18 protein-coding genes and 1 pseudogene are annotated in these 15,630 nt (G+C 68.7%); 9 read left to right on the top strand and 10 right to left on the bottom strand.

What is annotated here, in order from left to right:
• Nucleotides 1-2: 2 nt before the first annotated feature.
• On the bottom strand, nt 3-374 hold the full coding sequence (locus IWX89_RS07860) for a metal-sensitive transcriptional regulator (RefSeq protein WP_196903013.1): 372 nt from the start codon (nt 372-374) through the stop codon (nt 3-5).
• Nucleotides 375-524: 150 nt separating this feature from the next.
• Here IWX89_RS07860 and IWX89_RS07855 point away from each other — a divergent pair, with 150 nt between their 5' ends.
• The 6 genes and pseudogenes from IWX89_RS07855 (at nt 525) to IWX89_RS07830 (ending at nt 4,888) form a co-directional block, all read left to right on the top strand.
• Nucleotides 525-1,082, top strand: coding sequence for a hypothetical protein (locus IWX89_RS07855; RefSeq protein ID WP_231383040.1), 558 nt, complete (start codon nt 525-527; stop codon nt 1,080-1,082).
• Entirely contained in the window at nt 1,079-1,588 is a 510-nt protein-coding gene (locus IWX89_RS07850; protein WP_196903012.1) for a hypothetical protein, read from the top strand. Before IWX89_RS07855 ends, IWX89_RS07850 begins: the two co-directional genes overlap by 4 nt.
• A gap of 79 nt (nt 1,589-1,667) precedes the next feature.
• Complete coding sequence (locus IWX89_RS07845; protein ID WP_196903011.1) at nt 1,668-2,303, top strand: hypothetical protein; 636 nt, start codon at nt 1,668-1,670, stop codon at nt 2,301-2,303.
• A 171-nt stretch (nt 2,304-2,474) separates the two neighbouring features.
• Nucleotides 2,475-3,056, top strand: coding sequence for a copper resistance CopC family protein (locus tag IWX89_RS07840; protein ID WP_196903010.1), 582 nt, complete (start codon nt 2,475-2,477; stop codon nt 3,054-3,056).
• 73 nt (nt 3,057-3,129) lie between these two features.
• A complete protein-coding gene (locus IWX89_RS07835; protein WP_196903009.1) occupies nt 3,130-3,666 on the top strand; it encodes a copper chaperone PCu(A)C in 537 nt (178 codons plus the stop codon).
• A pseudogene (locus tag IWX89_RS07830) lies at nt 3,663-4,888 on the top strand (Dyp-type peroxidase). The gene IWX89_RS07835 and the pseudogene IWX89_RS07830 overlap by 4 nt, the downstream one beginning before the upstream one ends.
• A 97-nt stretch (nt 4,889-4,985) precedes the next feature.
• On the opposite strand, the gene lgt reads toward IWX89_RS07830, so the two are convergent.
• The 4 genes from lgt to IWX89_RS07810 form a co-directional block, all read right to left on the bottom strand.
• Nucleotides 4,986-5,873 carry a prolipoprotein diacylglyceryl transferase gene (gene lgt, locus IWX89_RS07825; protein WP_307836465.1) on the bottom strand — a complete coding sequence of 296 codons (888 nt, stop codon included), beginning with the start codon at nt 5,871-5,873 and terminating at the stop codon, nt 4,986-4,988.
• A gap of 242 nt (nt 5,874-6,115) precedes the next feature.
• A complete protein-coding gene (locus IWX89_RS07820) occupies nt 6,116-7,696 on the bottom strand; it encodes an alkaline phosphatase PhoX (protein WP_196903008.1) in 1,581 nt (526 codons plus the stop codon).
• Nucleotides 7,697-7,790: 94 nt separating this feature from the next.
• Nucleotides 7,791-8,111 carry a thioredoxin family protein gene (locus IWX89_RS07815; protein WP_196903007.1) on the bottom strand — a complete coding sequence of 107 codons (321 nt, stop codon included), beginning with the start codon at nt 8,109-8,111 and terminating at the stop codon, nt 7,791-7,793.
• Nucleotides 8,112-8,205: 94 nt separating this feature from the next.
• On the bottom strand, nt 8,206-8,811 hold the full coding sequence (locus tag IWX89_RS07810; RefSeq protein ID WP_196903006.1) for a TetR/AcrR family transcriptional regulator: 606 nt from the start codon (nt 8,809-8,811) through the stop codon (nt 8,206-8,208).
• A gap of 165 nt (nt 8,812-8,976) precedes the next feature.
• Between IWX89_RS07810 and IWX89_RS07805 the strand changes: the two genes are divergently transcribed.
• Entirely contained in the window at nt 8,977-9,687 is a 711-nt protein-coding gene (locus IWX89_RS07805; RefSeq protein WP_196903005.1) for a DUF4386 domain-containing protein, read from the top strand.
• A gap of 48 nt (nt 9,688-9,735) precedes the next feature.
• Nucleotides 9,736-10,194 carry a GyrI-like domain-containing protein gene (locus IWX89_RS07800; RefSeq protein ID WP_196903004.1) on the top strand — a complete coding sequence of 153 codons (459 nt, stop codon included), beginning with the start codon at nt 9,736-9,738 and terminating at the stop codon, nt 10,192-10,194.
• 15 nt (nt 10,195-10,209) lie between these two features.
• Here the strand turns inward: IWX89_RS07800 and IWX89_RS07795 are convergent, their stop codons facing one another.
• Genes IWX89_RS07795 through IWX89_RS07780 form a run of 4 tightly spaced genes read right to left on the bottom strand, consistent with a single transcriptional unit; the run spans nt 10,210 to nt 12,861 of the window.
• Nucleotides 10,210-11,043, bottom strand: a complete 834-nt coding sequence (locus IWX89_RS07795) for a shikimate 5-dehydrogenase (protein ID WP_196903003.1) — start codon at nt 11,041-11,043, stop codon at nt 10,210-10,212.
• A 47-nt stretch (nt 11,044-11,090) separates the two neighbouring features.
• Nucleotides 11,091-11,783 carry a hypothetical protein gene (locus tag IWX89_RS07790; RefSeq protein WP_307836464.1) on the bottom strand — a complete coding sequence of 231 codons (693 nt, stop codon included), beginning with the start codon at nt 11,781-11,783 and terminating at the stop codon, nt 11,091-11,093.
• Nucleotides 11,780-12,274 carry a DUF6114 domain-containing protein gene (locus IWX89_RS07785; protein WP_196903002.1) on the bottom strand — a complete coding sequence of 165 codons (495 nt, stop codon included), beginning with the start codon at nt 12,272-12,274 and terminating at the stop codon, nt 11,780-11,782. Before IWX89_RS07785 ends, IWX89_RS07790 begins: the two co-directional genes overlap by 4 nt.
• Entirely contained in the window at nt 12,265-12,861 is a 597-nt protein-coding gene (locus tag IWX89_RS07780) for a DUF6230 family protein (RefSeq protein WP_196903001.1), read from the bottom strand. The genes IWX89_RS07785 and IWX89_RS07780 overlap by 10 nt, the downstream gene beginning before the upstream one ends.
• Nucleotides 12,862-13,064: 203 nt before the next feature.
• Between IWX89_RS07780 and IWX89_RS07775 the strand changes: the two genes are divergently transcribed.
• Entirely contained in the window at nt 13,065-13,661 is a 597-nt protein-coding gene (locus tag IWX89_RS07775; RefSeq protein ID WP_196903000.1) for a TetR/AcrR family transcriptional regulator, read from the top strand.
• Between the two features lie 84 nt (nt 13,662-13,745).
• Here the strand turns inward: IWX89_RS07775 and IWX89_RS07770 are convergent, their stop codons facing one another.
• Nucleotides 13,746-15,566: a DEAD/DEAH box helicase gene (locus tag IWX89_RS07770; RefSeq protein WP_196902999.1), complete on the bottom strand. Its 1,821-nt coding sequence runs from the start codon at nt 15,564-15,566 to the stop codon at nt 13,746-13,748.
• Nucleotides 15,567-15,630 lie beyond the last annotated feature (64 nt).

Raw genomic sequence — 15,630 nt, 5'->3', positions numbered from 1 at the left:
GTCTAGGACAGGGCCAGGAACAACTTCTCGAGCTCCTCGACCCGGAGTGGCTTCGTGGCTCCATCCGTGTTCGTGCCTGTGTCCGTGCCCGTGTCGGTGAGGCATTCCTTCATCGCGGTGGAGATGATCGTGAAGCCCGCGCGGTCGATTGCGCTGGACACCGCAGCGAGCTGGGTGACGACGGCACGGCAGTCCGCTCCGGATTCGACGGCGGCGATGACTGCGGCCAACTGTCCCTGGGCGCGCTTGAGCCGGTTGACGGTCTTGCGCAGGCCGTCGGGCCTCGTCGGTGCAGGGGCGGCAGTGGTCGGCTCGTCGCGACGGGATGCGGAGGGGCCCGCAGGGGGCGGCGCAGACTCTGGTGACGATCCCATTCGGTGCTCCTGTGCTGATGATGTGGTGTCGACGGGAGGGGCGCCCGGTCGAGGTTGACCCTCAACAGAATACCCCGTACGGTATAGAAATACCCCTTAGGGTATCGATTCTTTTCCGGTTTTCCCGTCCAACCTGTGATGAGGCCAGCGATGCAGAGTAAACGAACTGCCGCCGTCGACCCTGGGCGGTCGCCGGCATCACGGCTGGCAGGTTCCTTCCTGATCGCGGGCGGGTCCCTTCGCCGGTGGCCCGCTCGCCGCTGGTGGGTCGCCGTGGCCGCTGCGGTCGGCACCTGCCTGGTGATCGCGATTCCCACCGACCTCATTGACACGCCTTTCTTCGCCCGCGAGGTTGCCCCGACGGCCTGGTCCTGGCCGGTGCTCGCCGTGAGCGCGATCCTCGCCGGGCTCGTGTCGGCCACCTACGTCGCCTATCCGGACGGGGCGGCGCCCAGCCGCTCGGAGGGGCGCCTCGGCCTGGCGGGCTGGATGATCACTTTCTTCGCGGTCGGCTGCCCCGTCTGCAACAAGATCGTGCTCCTCTCCCTCGGGGCAAGCGGGGCGCTGCAATTCTTCGAGCCGGTGCAGCCGTACCTCGCCGGGGCATCCATCGTCCTGCTCGGCTGGGCGTTGCACGCGCGCCTCACTCGGGAGAGTTCCTGCGGCCTCGCCGCGGCCGAGCCGGACAGGGAGTCAGTCAGCGCATGAACATTCCCGGCGCGCTCACAGAACTGCGAACGTGGCCCGCCACGCGACGGATGATCGCGGGCGGCGTCTCCGCCTTCGTGGTCGGTGCGCTGGTGGTCGCCTCGGGCACCGTGGGATTCGCCGGTGGATCGGTCACGTTCCCCGGTTCGTGGTGGGGCTACGTTGTCGTCGCCGCGGGGTCGGGCCTGGTCGGCCTCATCGTCGCCGGGTATTTCCACGCCCCGATCGGCGCGGCTGCGACGATGTGCGATCTGCGCTGGCCCGTGCTCGGTGTGATCTCGCTCTATCTCTCGACCGATCTGCGCACGGCCGTGCCGTTGCTGGCCGAATTCGTTCGCCCGGTCGTGGCGGTCGCCGCGATCGCCCTGCTCGTTTGGGCGCTGCTCGAGCGGCTCGCGGGCGAATACCGCGCCGTGGCCGGCCGGGATCGTTCCGAGACGGCGGGTGCCGACGGTGAAGTCTGCACGACCTGTCGGCCGCTCTTCCCGAACTCCGCCGGCAGATAGCCTCCGGAACCCCGACTCGCTAGGGTTGTCTGAGCAGGACATTCTCCAGTCGGAGAAGAATCATCGTTCGGGAGATCAGATGTCGTCACGGTGGGGGAGGTTCGTCCGGGGCTGGCTCACGGCGTCTTCCGCCGTGTTCGTCGCGGCCTTCTCCCACGTCGTGGCCGGCGGCGCGGCCCCGGGGCCGGTGAGCCTGGCCCTCGCCCTGGCGTTCTCCGGCATGGCCTGCGTCGCATTGGCGGGGAAAACCCTCTCCGTGCTGCGGACGACGTTCTCCGTGGCATTCAGTCAGATCGTCTTCCATGTGCTGTTCGGACTCGGGGCCGGCGGCGCAACGTCGCTCGTCATGACCGGGTCCGGCCACCACGCTCCCGTGACGATGACACCCGGCGCCGTGGCCGCGGTCGACTCCATGGGTATGGCTGCCGCCGGGGCAGCGGGTGTCGACGCGTGGATGTGGGCCGCCCACGGCGCCGCCGCGGTGCTGACGATCCTCGCCCTCCACCAGGGCGAGAAAGCCTTCTGGTTCCTCGTCGACCTCGCAGCATCGGGCCTCGCCGTGGTGCTCCGCTGGGGCGGCGACCTCGTGCCCGTAGCCGTTCGCGTCCCGCGGGCTCCCGTCGTCGCGGCCGATGACTTCGTGCCGACTCCGTTCGACCTCTTGCGGTCAAGCCTCACCCGCCGTGGCCCTCCGGCGCCACGCATCGCCTTCTGACCTCTTTTCGGACCACCCCGCACCTGCGCCGCCGCGACAGTCGTCGACGCCGCAGCCGAGCCGTCTGCCCGTCCCTCCCGTCGAACGGTCGGGCCGGCCCGCGCAATCGGTGCCCCGAACCCCCATGACCGGTTGCGAGACTGCTCGCGCCGCTGACCCCGGAGGCTCACCATGTCCGACCCCACACGATCCCGCTGGGCAGGCGGTGCCCTCGCGACCGTCGCCCTCGCACTCTTCCTCGTCGCGAACTCCACGGTGGCCGCGAGTGCCCACGACCAGATCCTGTCGACGACTCCCGCCGACGGGCAGCAGGTCATGGCTGCGCCGACGGAGGTGACCCTGCGTTTCACCGAGGACGTGCTGAGCATCGGTGCAGTCGTCCTCGTTGCCGACGGCCACGGCACCGACTGGACCGACGGGAAGGTGCGGCTCGACGGGATCGAGGCCACCCAGGCGCTCAAGCCGGGAGCCCCCGACGGTGCCTACCAGGTGCGCTGGCGGGTCGTCTCGGCGGACGGGCATCCCGTCTCCGGGGCCTTCGCCTTCTCGGTCGGAGCGGTCGCACCGACGGACTCCACCGCGCCGACGACCGCGACCGCGAAACCGGCTGCGGTCGACTCGGCCGGGGCCCCCGCTGTCGACGGCGGAATCCCCACCATCGTCGTCGGGATCATCGGCGCCTCGACCGGAATCGCCCTCTTCGCGCTCGTCTCGTTTCTGGTTCGGCGACGAACGAGCCGACGCCACCCCTGAATCTCCTCCGGGCCCGCGCCGCGGGACCGCCGAACCGACACCAACACCACCGCGCCACCAAGGAGAACTCCCCATGAAGACCAGCACAATCACCGGTCGGCTCACCGTCGGCACCGTCGTCCTGATCCTCGCCCTCACCGGCTGTGCCGGCACCGGCGCGGGCACGGCGACCCCGACACCGACTGCGGCCTCAGACACGCTGAGCGTCGCGGATGCCTGGGTGAAGGCCGCCGACACTGGGATGTCCGGCGCCTTCGGCATCCTCGAAAACTCGGGCACGGAGGACGTGACCGTCGTATCGGCCGAGTCCCCGGCGGCGGGCATGCTCGAGTTGCACGAGACCGTCCCCAGCGACACGGGGGACATGGTCATGCGGAAGAAGGAGGACGGATTCGTCGTGCCGGCCGGCGGCACCCTCGAACTCGCTCCCGGCGGCAATCACATCATGCTGATGGCGTTGACGGGACCGATCAAAGCCGGCGACGAGATCACCGTCATCCTGACACTCTCGGACGGCTCCACCCACGAGTTCGCCGCGGCGGCCAAGGACTACTCCGGCGCCAACGAGACGTACTCGGGCGCGAAGACCATGGACACGACGAAGAAATGACCATAGGCCAGCAGCCATCGACGGCTCGGGGACTCAGCAGACGACACCTCCTCCTGGGCGGTGCCGCCGCGGGAATCGGAGCGGCCGGAGCCATCGGCATCGATCTCGCCGGCAAGGCCGGAGCGTCACCGCCAGCATCCGTTGTTGCGCCGCTCAACGGCACGGAGACCGTGCCCTTCTTCGGCATCCACCAGGCAGGCATCGAGACACCGCCCCAGGGCCACGCCAGCCTGGTCGCGCTGAACCTGCGCGACACCGTCGACCGCGCGGCGCTCAAACGGATGATGCGCATCCTGACCGGGGACGCGGCCCGCCTCACCCAGGGCGAGGGCGCACTGGCCGACTCCGAGCCCGAACTCGCGGTCACCCCCGCGCGCCTGACCATCACCTTCGGCTTCGGACCCGGCCTGGTCTCACGCGCGGCGGGGGAGGCGCCCGGCTGGCTGCGGCCCCTGCCGGCCTTCGGCGTCGACCGGCTCGACCCGGCATGGAGCGGCGGGGATCTCCTGATCCAGGTCGCCGCCGACGATCCGGTGACGATCGCGCACGCGACCCGGATGCTCCTCAAGGACCTGCGTTCCTTTGCCACGGTCCACTGGGTTCAGACGGGGTTCCGGCGAGCACCGGGCTCCGAGAAGCCGGGAACGACGATGCGCAACCTGTTCGGCCAGGTCGATGGCACCGTGAACCCGGTCCCCGGCACGGTCGATTTCGAGCAGCTGGTCTGGGCGACCGCCGAGAATCCGGGCTGGCTGGCCGGAGGCACGGGCTTCGTGCTCCGCCGGATCAGCATGGACCTCGACAAATGGGACAGGCTCGACCGCGCCGGCCGCGAATCCGCTCTCGGGCGGACACTGGCCACGGGGGCGCCGCTGACCGGCACGAAAGAACGAGACGAACCGGATTTCACGGCGACGACACCGCTCGGGTTCCCGATCATCCCCGAGTACTCCCACCTGCGACGTGCCCGGTCGGAGAACAGGGCGGAGCGGATCGTCCGGCGCGGCTACAACTACGACGAGGTGCCTGCCGGGGAGGGCATTTCCAACTCCGGCCTTCTTTTCGTTCCAGTCCGACGTGGACCGGCAATTCGTTCCCCCTCCAGCAGCGCCTCGACACACTCGACCTGCTCAACCAGTGGACGACCCCGATCGGATCCGCCGTGTTCGCCATCGCGCCGGGGTGTTCGCCTGGCGGTTACATCGGTGACACTCTCTTCTAGCGCCTTCGCCGCCGCGATCGGCACCCGTGTCGCCCTCGTGCCGTCATCGAACTGACGAGTGGCCGCTTCATCGGCCCGCTCATTCTCGTCCGAGCGCTCAGGCCTCAGCCGACGGGGCACCCGCCACGACGGACGCCTGCGGCGTCAGGTAGATCGAGGTTTCCGGGCCTGGATGTCGTCTGGCCTGGCTGATGATGAGCACGATTCCGGCCACGGCCACCAGGAGCGCGATGTCCGTGTTGATCTTGAGCCCGAGGAAGTAGAACTCCGTCGGGTCCAATCGCAGCGACTCGAGGAACGCCCGACCGGTGCCGTACCAGAGCAGGTAGAAGCCGAGCGCCTTGCCCCATCGCAGGTTGAACCGGCGCTCGAGCACGAAGAGGAGCAGGAGCACACCGAGCGTGTTCCAGATCATCTCGTAGAGGAACAACGGCTGGAAGAGGGTTCCGGCGGGCAGTCCCGCGGGGAATGCGGCGTTGGTCGGTTCGATCTCGAGTCCCCAGGGGAGAGTCGTCGGAGCGCCGTACAGCTCGTGGTTGAAGAAGTTGCCGAAACGACCGAAGGCCTGGGCCAGGAGGAGACCCGGGGCGAGCGCGTCGGCGAAGGAGAGGAAGCGGATGCCGGCCCGGCGACATCCGATGTAGGCCCCGATGCTGCCGAAAAGGATCGAACCGAAGATCGCCAGACCGCCCTCCCAGACGAACAGCACCTTCCACAGGTCGGCGCCGGGGAAGAAGTAATCGGTCGGATGCGTCACAACATGATACAAACGGCCGCCGACGATGCCGATCGGGACGGTCCACATGGCGATGTCCAGCACCATGCCCGGCTTGCCGCCGCGTGAGCTCAGCCGCTTCGACGACAGCCAGGTCGCGATGACGATGCCGGTCAGGATACAGAGCGCATAGATGTGGACGCGCAGGGGGCCGATGTCGAAGGAGCTGATGGACGGACTCGGAATGCTGGAGTGAACCAACGCGTTCACCTTTCGGTTGTCGGCGCGTGCGCAGCCCCCGGCGGGACAGGGACTGTCCGGTGATCGGGCGGGAGGAGGCTGGCGCACCGGATGGACCAGAGCCTACGTGTGCCGAAGGAGCTCGCGGCGCAATCGATGCCGTGGTCGTCGGTTGCTGTGAAAGCTCTCAGTGGCCCGGCGCAGAGCGATGCCCCGGTCGCTGGCGGCAACCGGGGCATCGTCCTTATCGTGGGAAGGGGCCTTTGCGGCGCCTAGTCCCGGTCGTTCTTGCCGTCGTGCCGTTCGTCGCCGTGCGACTCGGCGGCGGCGGCGGTGTGCAGTTCCCAGGTCACGTTGTCGCCGTGCTGCTGGGTCCAGAACGTGCGCCATTCGCCGGTCATCAGCTGCGGGAGCTGGGCGCCGAGAATTCCGGCGGCCGTCGGGTCACCGTTGGAGACGTGGATGCCCGTGATCTCGTTGTCACCGTCGTTGTAACCGGGGCTGGTGGTGTGGTCGTAGGTCGCGGATGCATCGCGGCCCTCGGCCAGCCAACGCACGGCCTCAGGAGCCTTCTTACCCTTCTTGGCGAGGTCGATCAGGTAGCCGGAGTCAAGGGCGTCGCGCTGGGCGTGGAGCGAGTCACCGGCATCCTCGACCACCAGAAGCTTGTCCTTGGTGGCGAACTGGATGTTGTCCAGGCCCGTGTGCTCCAGGTCTCCGAGGAACGCGGGGGACAACGTGCCGGTCTGCGCCGTGGGGGAGGACTGGCTCAGGCGGAACACACCGCCGAATGCGCCGGGAAGGGTGCTGTTCTTGTCGGTGTCACCGGTCTCGGTGAAGTAGAACTCACCGAATGAGGTACCCGGGCGGAAGACGCCGTTCTCGGGACGCTTGAACGGGGTGGCACCGGCGGCCGCTGCGGCGGCGGTCGCGCCGTTGTCGGCGCCGGGAGTGACCGTGACCCACTTCGTCTTGAACGACGCGCCGTAGCTGTGCAGGTCGGTGACGAACTGGTCGGACGGGTTGTCGGCCAGCTGCTTCGCCGTGACCGGGGAGCCGTCGGCGCGGCTCACCTGCAGGGACTGCAGGGTGCCGGTGGACAGGTCGCCGGCCTTCGTCGGAGTGAATCGGTAGACATAGCTGTTGGGCACCTTGCCGCCGGACTTCTTGGCGCCGCCGATGTCCTCGACCAGCCAGACGTTTCCGGCGGAGTCGTTCTGGATGCCCTCATAGCCGCCGGAACCGAGCGCCGGGAGGGGAACGATCTTTCCGTCGACCGGGTCGCCGTTGTCGTCGAGGGTGATGCCGAAGACGCCACCCTTCGGTGCTGCGGCCTCGGCGGCCAGGAGGAGCTGGTGGGTGAACGGATCCCAGGTGATGCCGTCGAAGGTGGGGACGGCGGCCCCGTCGGACCGGGTGTCGGCAATCAGGGTGACCCGCTTGGCGAGGTCCTTTTCGTCAAGGTTGACCCGGGTGACGTATCCCTGAGGTCCGCCCTCGTGACCCTGGAACAGGTAGTGCTTTCCGCCGAGGGTGAGGTAGACGTTCTTGTCCGGCTCGGTCTTGAACGCCTCTTTCGCATCCTGGGTCAGCGGACCGCCGTTGGAGGTGTTGTACCCGTAGTGCGAGATTCCTCCGTGCGGGTTGGTCAGCGGCAACTGGCCGTAGGCCACGGGGCTCTGTTCGAGCCCGGCGGCGAGAACATTGTTCTGGATGCCGAAGGCCGAGTTCGATGCCACACCGGCATCGCTCGAGTCAGGGGTTGCGGCCGCGGGAAGCGTGGCTGCGGTGAGAACGGCCAGGCCCAGTCCCAGGCCCACTGCCGTGGTCACACCGATTTTCGTGTACTTCATCGTGTCCTCCTTGTGGGGGGGGCCGGTGCCCAACCCGCAGACCAGATAAGTCGCCCGAGGTGTCCGCCGGGTGACGCGGACCTGAACGGCAGTGTCAGCGCTCGGTGCCCGATCGTTCGCGGATCACGGCGATGAGGTCGTTGGCCGAGGGTACTCCGGCCGGTCCCTGCTCGGTCTGATAGACCCGGCAGGCCAGATCGGTGACCTGCGCACCCGGCGGGAATGCATCGACTCCGTCCAGCAGAATCGTCGGCGACCCGGCAAACGGAACCCGCGCGGCCTCCTCGCTGGAAGTCAGCAGGTGAAAATCGATGACGACGTCGGAGTGCCCGGTCTCGTTCAGCGCGTCCCGGAGTGCGACCCCGGCGGCGGCCGAGTTCGGGCAGTCGAGGATGTAGAGGATCTCGGCTTTCATGTCCCCATTCTGCCTCTGCCGTCACATCGCCGCTGAGATCGGCCAGGGGTCGGCACGAGGGCGGTCAGAGGGGCGGGCCGGGGATCGGGCGGGTTTAGTCGGGACGCGGCATCCGCTCAGTCGGTTCGGAGACGAGGGCCAGGATGGTGGCGGGAAGGAGGGCGGCCGCCTGGGCCTCGTTCAGGCGCCCGGCCCGGATCTCGGAGGCCGCCCCGTGGACGACGGCGAAGTAGCACGCGGTGAGCCATTCGACGGGCTGGTCGGTGCGGAACAGGCCCGCGGCCTGGCCTCGCTCGATCAGGCGCTGAACCCGGTGCATGGATTCGTCATGGTGTTCGCGAACGCGGTCGGTGCCCAGTTCTGCCTCCGCGGCGGCGATGATCCCGCGGGAGTCGTCGACGATCCGCCAGGAGGAGGTGACGAGCAGCTCCAGCGCCTCCCGGGGATCGCCGGTCAGGTCCAGCGGGGCGAGCCGGGCTTCGGCGCGATGCATGGTCCGTGCGGCGGCGGCCTCGATGAGTTCCGTGCGAGACGAGAAGTGGCCGTAGAGGGTCACCCGCCCGACTCCGGCGGCCTGGGCGATCTCGGCCATGCTCGCCCGAGGGTTCGCCGCCAGGCAGGACAGGGCCGCGTCGAGGATGGCCGCGCGGTTGCGCTGGGAGTCGGCGCGGGGGGTGCGGTCGGCCGTTGCAGTGGTCATGACATCACCTTATCTCAAACAGGGATGTTGTGGATAAGGCATGCCGCACAGCAATATCTGACGCACGGACTCCAAGTCGTGTCCAGCCGGGGTTGAGTCGATTGACACACTTACGCTGTAGGAGTAGCTTACTTACATCATAAGTTTCCGACGTAAGGGGAGATCATGACCACAGTCCGACAGGCCGGCGAAACCGCCGGAATGCATCGTCCGGGAACGCTGAAGTTCAGGGCCTGGCAGCCCCGCACGGCGAGCCTGATCGCGGGAATCGCCCTGGCCCTGATGGCGTTGCTGGCGGGCTTCGGCAACTTCGGCGCCATCGTTCCGCTCGTGACCCCGGGGGATGCGGAACGAACGGCCCGGGACATCGCCGAGTCGGCGCCGCTGTTCCTCGCCGGCATCGCGAGCCTGTTCGTCGTGACGATTCTCGACCTCATCGTGGCCGGCGCGCTGTACGCGCTGTTCCGGCCGGTGAACCCGGTCGTGTCTGCGGTGGCCGCCTGGACGCGGGTGGTTTTCGCCGCCGTCTTCATGGTTGCCATCGGCCGGCTCGTGACCGCGTACTCGCTTCTGGACCACCCGGTCGCTGCCCTGGACTCGATCGACGCTTTCACCACGATCTGGGTGACCGGTCTCGGCCTCTTCGGTATCCACCTGCTCCTGGTCGGCTACCTGGCCTACCGGTCGGGGTTCATGGCGCGGATCTTCGGGATCCTGCTCTCGGTGGCCGGAATGGGCTATCTGGCGGATGCGGCCGGAACCGTGTTCGTGACCGGCTTCACCGCCGTCTTCGGCCAATTCCTCTTCGTGGGCGAGGTGGCGCTGATCTTCTGGCTGTTGATCACGGGCCGCCGTCTTCCCCCGCGCGCGGAATAGCCCCTCGGGGGCTGGACCTCGGGGTACAAGCCGGGCACCATGAACCGCATGGACTATCAGGTGGAACGGGTCGAGGTGGCGGAGCAGCCGACTGCTGTCGTGCGCGCGGTGATTCCGGAGGAGGAGATCCCCGCCTTCCTCGGGCGGGCCTACGCCGAGGTGCTGGAAGTGATCGCCGCGCAACATCTCACCCCGGCTGGCATGCCGTTCGGCTGCTTCGTTCCGACGGAGGACGGCATGGAGGTGGAGGCGGGGTTCCCGTGCAGCGGGCCGGTGGCCCCGGCGAGGCGGGTGATGCCCGCGTCCATCCCCGGCGGCCCGGCGGCCCGGGTGCTGCACCAGGGGTCATACGACGGCGTTCCCGCCGCCCACGCGGCGGCAACGCAGTGGCTGGCCGACAACGGCTGGGAGGCTGCGGGCCCACCGTGGGAGGAGTACCTCGACGGCCCGGGGGTGGCCGAGCCGCGGACGCTCGTCTACGTCCCGTGCCGCGCGGTGCAGCCCTAGCCGGCAGCGGCGCTCCTATGCGCGAGCGAACGCAGATGCGGCCAGTACCTGCTCTGTCGTGGGTCGCACGCCGGTGTAACGCTCGAACTGTTCGGCGGCCTGCAGGGCGATGACTTCGGCCCCGGTGATCACAGTCTTGCCGGCGGCCCGCGCGGCCAGGATCAGGGGAGTCTCAGCCGGAAGCGCCACCACATCGAACACGGTGTCTGCGGCTGCCACCGCCGCGCCGGTGAAGGCCGACTCGGAAGCCTGGCTGCCACCGGCCATGCCGATCGGGGTCACGTTCACGAGCAGCGGCGCCGTCATGGCGCCCGGCTCCGCCAGCCAGCGGTAGCCGAGTTCGTCGGCCAGCGCCCGGCCGCTCCGCTCGTTTCGCGCGACGATGGTGCCGTCCGCGAAGCCGGAATCGCGCAGGGCCGCGGCGACGGCCTTGGCCATGCCGCCGCTGCCGCGCAGTAGGAACGAAGTGGCCGGGTCGAGCGCGTTGCTCTGCAGCAACGCGGCGGCGGCAATGTAATCCGTGTTGTACGCCCTCAGGAAACCGTCGTCGTTCACGATCGTGTTCACCGACTGGATCGCCGTGGCGGAGGCGTCGAGTTCGTCGACGAGGGCGATCACGTCCTCCTTGAACGGCATGGACACCGAGCATCCGCGGATGCCCAGCGCCCGCACACCCCCGATGGCGCCGGCCAGGTCGGTGGTGGTGAATGCCTTGTAGATGAAGTCCAGCCCGAGCTGCTCATACAGATAGTTGTGGAAGCGGGTGCCGAAATTGCTCGGTCGCGCGGCCAGGGAGATGCAGAGCCGGGTGTCCTTGTTCAGGGGCGGTCGAGTCGCTGTGGTAGTCATCACCTGCCATTTTAGGGCGCTGCGCGGCGCCGGCGCAGCGGTGCGGATCAGTGGATCTCCTGGTGGGACGGCGTCAGGGTGATCGAATTCGCGGTCACTCCGACGAGCCCGAGGTGCACCTTGAGCAGCGATGGCGGCAACTCGTCGCCCGGGGGAGGGGTGGCCGCGCCGAGCGTGAACGCCGCGCCGTCGAGCAGGGTCCCGGTGACGGAGTCCAGGTAGACCTTCACGTTGCCGCGCAGCTCCATCCGCCCGGAATTCGTGACCAGGGACGGGCCGGTCGCCTTCCGCACGTCGAGAAGGAAGTCGTCGATGACGATGTCGTCGGCCTCGAGTTTGAGCACCGGGGTGCGGCTGCCGTCGGCGAGCGGAACGGTCACCACGGTCACGGCGGTGATCCCGGAGAAGGAGATCGACGATCCTCCGAGCTGGGCGGCCGGCAGGGTGAAGGTGGGGGCGTCGGCATCCTCCACGGCCGCCGGCGCCGGGGGGCCGGGCGGCGACGTGCCCGGAACCGCGCCGAGGCCTCCGGGCACGTCGCCGAGCGGACTCGGCGCCGGCGTCGGTTCCTGTGGTGCCGGCGGCGGGGGAGCAGGGGAACTGCACTCCGTCAGCGGAGGAAGGCAGAAACCGGACGAAGCGGGGGCCCGTGCCGCCCCGATCCCGAACAGCGAGACGAGGAAGACGACGGCGAGCAGCCCGGTGCCGGGCGCGCGGGCGCGGCCCGTTCCGGCGGTCACCGGCGGCGCCGCATGAGCGGGCGCGGGTCCGCCGGCGAGTGCCCGGACTCGGCCTCGGACACCTGCGATTCGGCGCCCGGCTCGACCGGTGCGCGCGGCTTCGGCAGCCACGCCACCGTCAGCACCCCGCCGATGGCGCCGAGGAGCATGCCGATGAAGAACCCGCCGAGGTTGACGCCGATCAGGGAGTAGACCGACACCGACAGTGCGATGACGCCGTAGAAGATGCGGTGCACCGGCATCGTCACCGCGAGGATGCCGAGCAGCACGAGCAGGAGCGGGATGATCGTCGCCTGCAGGCCCTCGATGCCGACCTGCACGTGGATCTTGCCCACGTCGAGCTGGCCGGAGAAGAACATCTCCACCCCCGCCAGCGAGGTGAGCACGCCTCCCGCGAACGGCCTGCCACGGCGCCAGGCTCGGAAGGCCGCCCACGGTGAGGACGTCACGCGCTCGGCCACGTCACGGCGGGCAGTCCTGGTCAGAAGCATCTCTTGGACCCGTCTGTGAGTTCAAGGTGCATGCCGGTCAGGGTGAACACCGAGGCCTGGGTGCTCAACGCGGTCTGTTGCAGGCCCGCGATCTTGATGGTGTCGGCATCCTGGGCGAAATCGCCAGCCGATCCCTTGGGAGCTGTATTGACCGTCGACGCGTCCACGCCGATGCGGATGTTGCCGAAGGTCGAGTCTCCCTTGAGGTCGGTCATGCCGATCTGCAGGTCGGTCGCGGTCGCCGGCTTGCCGCCGCCGCCCGCCGTGATGAGCATGCCGACCTTGCCGAGCGGGGTGTCGGTCACCACGGACTGGCACAGGTCGGCCAGGCTCGCGGAGGTGATGTTGGCGATGGCGACCTGGTGCGGGTCGCCGGCCGTGTCGTCGGTGACCCCCGCGTACTGGGAGAAGCCGGTGCCGTCGAGTTGCGAGGCGCTGATCTGGAACTGGCTTCCGGAGACCGCGAATGACACGGGCACCGCGCCCTGGGCGACCCCCGCCAGCAGCAGGGTGGACGCGACTGCCACGGGAACCGCGGCCAGCACGATTCGGCCGGGATACGAGCCGGTGAGCTGGGAAATGGTCATAGATCCTCCTTGATCCAGGCCAGGGTGGCCGCCTCGTCGTTATTGACGAAGATGCTAATAAGAGTTGCATGGATCAGGGCGATCTGTCACGCGAATGGGGGTAATTGTCCTCCATCGGGGCCGGGGGCGTGCGCGGATACCGACACGGCGGCACGTGCACGCCCGGCCGTGGCACCGTTCACGCGGGCCGGTAGGCTCGACTCATGCAAGCGGATCGACGCACCCGGCTCAGCCCTGAACAGCGGCGCGCCCAGCTCGTGTCGATCGGAGTGGCCTCGCTGGCCGACCACCCGCTGGAATCGCTCACGATGGAGTATCTGTCCGCCGAGGCGGGGGTGTCGCGCGGTTTGCTCTTCCACTACTTCGTCTCGAAGAAGGGGCTGCACCGAGAGGTCGTGCGCACCGCCAGGGACAGCATGCTCCGTGCGACGCAGCCGTCCGCCGATCTCCCGCCCGACGATCGGCTGCGGGATACCCTCGAGCGGATCGTGCGCTTCGTGCGCGATCACCGGGGAACGTTCTACTCCCTCGTGCGCGGCGTCGCGAGCGGTGACACCGAGGTACGGGACGTCGTCGACCAGGCCCGGGCCCTGCAGGCGCAGCGGGTCATCGACGTCCTGCTGGAACTCGGCTTCCCGGATTCCGACATGCTCCGGATCGCCATGCGTTCCTGGGTCGCCTTCGTCGAGGAGGTCCTCGTCGAGAGCGCGCTCAATACCGAGATGCCCTCCGCGGAGATCGTGTCGTTCCTGGAACGCAGCGCGAAGGCGATCGCCGCGTCCGTCGCCCCGGCCGGCTAGCCGGCATTCCGTCCGGCCCCGGCCTGGCACCCCCGTTAAACAGGCGAACGCTCCACCCGGAGGTGAAGCGTCCGCCGAACAGGGTTAGTCGCGGCGTGGCTGGCGCGGCGGGCGCTCGGTGCGTCCCTCGCGACGGACCGGTCCGCCGCCATCGGCGCGGATCTCGATCAGCTTGCCGCTGATGCGAGTGTTCTCCAGACGGCCCAGCACATCGCCGGGCATGTCGGCGGGCAACTCGACGAGCGAGTACTCCGGGTTGATCTGGATGTGACCGAAGTCCTCGCGGCTCAGGCCCCCCTCGTTGGCGAGGGCGCCGACGATCTGGCGGGGCTCCACCTTGTGGCGCTTGCCGACCTCGATGCGGTACGAGGCCATCGCCCGGTTGTTGTCGCGCGGGCGTCGTTCCACTCGTTCGACTCGCTCGCCGCGTTCTCCGCGGTCGTCACGGCGGTCGTCACGGCGGTCGCCGCGACCGGCGTCGGCGCGGGCACGCTCGGCACGGTCGCCGCGGTCGGCGCGCTCGGGCCGCTGGGCGCGGGCATCCGCCTGGGTGAGCAGCAGGGGAGTCTCGCCCTGGGCGACGACTGCCAGGGCTGCCGCGACATCCGCTTCGGGAACGTCGTGGTGCTCGACGTAGTGACCGATGATGTCGCGGAAGGCGCTGATCCGTTCGGACTGGCCGAGGGCCTCGGTGATGGCGTCGTCGAACCGCGCCAGGCGCGTGACGTTGACGTCTTCGAAGCTCGGCAGCTGCATCTGCGTCAGCGGCTGACGGGTCGCCCGCTCGATCGCGTTGAGCAGGTGACGCTCGCGCGGCGTGACGAAGCTGATCGCGGCGCCGCTGCGGCCGGCGCGGCCGGTGCGGCCGATGCGGTGCACATACGACTCGGTGTCGATCGGGATGTCGTAGTTGACGACGTGGCTGATCCGGTCGACGTCGAGGCCGCGCGCGGCGACATCCGTCGCGACCAGGATGTCCAGCTTGCCCGACTTGAGCTGGTTGACGGTGCGCTCGCGCTGCACCTGGGCCACGTCGCCGTTGATCGCCGCTGCGGAGTAGCCGCGTGCGCGAAGCTTCTCGGCGAGCAGCTCGGTCTCGTTCTTGGTGCGGGTGAAGACGATCATGCCCTCGAAGTTCTCGACCTCGAGGATGCGGGTGAGCGCGTCGACCTTCTGCGGGTAGGAGACCATCAGGTACCGCTGCGTGGTGTTCGCGGAGGTCGTGGTCTTGTTCTTGATCGTGATCTCTTCGGGGTCGTTCAGGTACTTCTTCGAGATGCGCCTGATCTGCGCCGGCATGGTCGCCGAGAACAGGGCGACCTGCTTGTCGGCGGGGGTGTCGGCGAGGATCGTCTCGACGTCCTCGGCGAAGCCCATCTTGAGCATCTCGTCGGCTTCGTCGAGCACCAGGTATTTCAGCTGGGACAGGTCGAGCGTGCCCTTTTCGAGGTGGTCCATGATGCGGCCGGGGGTGCCGACGACGATGTGCACGCCGCGGCGCAGCGCGGAGAGCTGCACGCCGTAGCCCTGTCCGCCGTAGACGGGCAGAACGTGCACGCCACGCATGTGGGCGGCATACTTCTCGAATGCCTCGCAGACCTGCAGGGCGAGCTCACGGGTCGGGGAGAGGACGAGTGCCTGCGGGGCCTTCTGGGCCAGGTCGAGGCGGGACAGGATCGGCAGCGCGAAGGCGGCCGTCTTGCCGGTTCCGGTCTGGGCGAGGCCGACCACGTCGCGCCCGGCGAGGAGCGGGGGAATGGTGGCGGCCTGGATGGCCGAGGGGGTTTCGTATCCGACGTCTTTGAGTGCCTTGAGCATTGCATCATTGAGCCCGAGGTCGGAGAAAGTCTTCGCTACGGGGGCAGTGTCTGCCTCACGCGGCGTGGTGGTATCAGGGGGCGTCATACTACCAACGGTATCGCGTCCGGGTGGGCGCCCGGTTCATCGGCTACACTCTCCGGGCAAATCA

This window comes from Cryobacterium sp. MP_M3, assembly GCF_015752155.1.
Classification (GTDB): domain Bacteria; phylum Actinomycetota; class Actinomycetes; order Actinomycetales; family Microbacteriaceae; genus Cryobacterium.
This window is presented reverse-complemented; position numbering and strand designations above follow the sequence as displayed.

What these genes read in the sequence shown, in the direction of transcription:
- IWX89_RS07860 (WP_196903013.1), bottom strand. Translation starts at nt 374, where the DNA reads ATGGGATCGTCACCAGAGTCTGCGCCGCCCCCTGCGGGCCCCTCCGCA.
- IWX89_RS07855 (WP_231383040.1), top strand. Translation starts at nt 525, where the DNA reads ATGCAGAGTAAACGAACTGCCGCCGTCGACCCTGGGCGGTCGCCGGCA.
- IWX89_RS07850 (WP_196903012.1), top strand. Translation starts at nt 1,079, where the DNA reads ATGAACATTCCCGGCGCGCTCACAGAACTGCGAACGTGGCCCGCCACG.
- IWX89_RS07845 (WP_196903011.1), top strand. Translation starts at nt 1,668, where the DNA reads ATGTCGTCACGGTGGGGGAGGTTCGTCCGGGGCTGGCTCACGGCGTCT.
- IWX89_RS07840 (WP_196903010.1), top strand. Translation starts at nt 2,475, where the DNA reads ATGTCCGACCCCACACGATCCCGCTGGGCAGGCGGTGCCCTCGCGACC.
- IWX89_RS07835 (WP_196903009.1), top strand. Translation starts at nt 3,130, where the DNA reads ATGAAGACCAGCACAATCACCGGTCGGCTCACCGTCGGCACCGTCGTC.
- IWX89_RS07820 (WP_196903008.1), bottom strand. Translation starts at nt 7,696, where the DNA reads ATGAAGTACACGAAAATCGGTGTGACCACGGCAGTGGGCCTGGGACTG.
- IWX89_RS07815 (WP_196903007.1), bottom strand. Translation starts at nt 8,111, where the DNA reads ATGAAAGCCGAGATCCTCTACATCCTCGACTGCCCGAACTCGGCCGCC.
- IWX89_RS07810 (WP_196903006.1), bottom strand. Translation starts at nt 8,811, where the DNA reads ATGACCACTGCAACGGCCGACCGCACCCCCCGCGCCGACTCCCAGCGC.
- IWX89_RS07805 (WP_196903005.1), top strand. Translation starts at nt 8,977, where the DNA reads ATGACCACAGTCCGACAGGCCGGCGAAACCGCCGGAATGCATCGTCCG.
- IWX89_RS07800 (WP_196903004.1), top strand. Translation starts at nt 9,736, where the DNA reads ATGGACTATCAGGTGGAACGGGTCGAGGTGGCGGAGCAGCCGACTGCT.
- IWX89_RS07795 (WP_196903003.1), bottom strand. Translation starts at nt 11,043, where the DNA reads ATGACTACCACAGCGACTCGACCGCCCCTGAACAAGGACACCCGGCTC.
- IWX89_RS07785 (WP_196903002.1), bottom strand. Translation starts at nt 12,274, where the DNA reads ATGCTTCTGACCAGGACTGCCCGCCGTGACGTGGCCGAGCGCGTGACG.
- IWX89_RS07780 (WP_196903001.1), bottom strand. Translation starts at nt 12,861, where the DNA reads ATGACCATTTCCCAGCTCACCGGCTCGTATCCCGGCCGAATCGTGCTG.
- IWX89_RS07775 (WP_196903000.1), top strand. Translation starts at nt 13,065, where the DNA reads ATGCAAGCGGATCGACGCACCCGGCTCAGCCCTGAACAGCGGCGCGCC.
- IWX89_RS07770 (WP_196902999.1), bottom strand. Translation starts at nt 15,566, where the DNA reads ATGACGCCCCCTGATACCACCACGCCGCGTGAGGCAGACACTGCCCCC.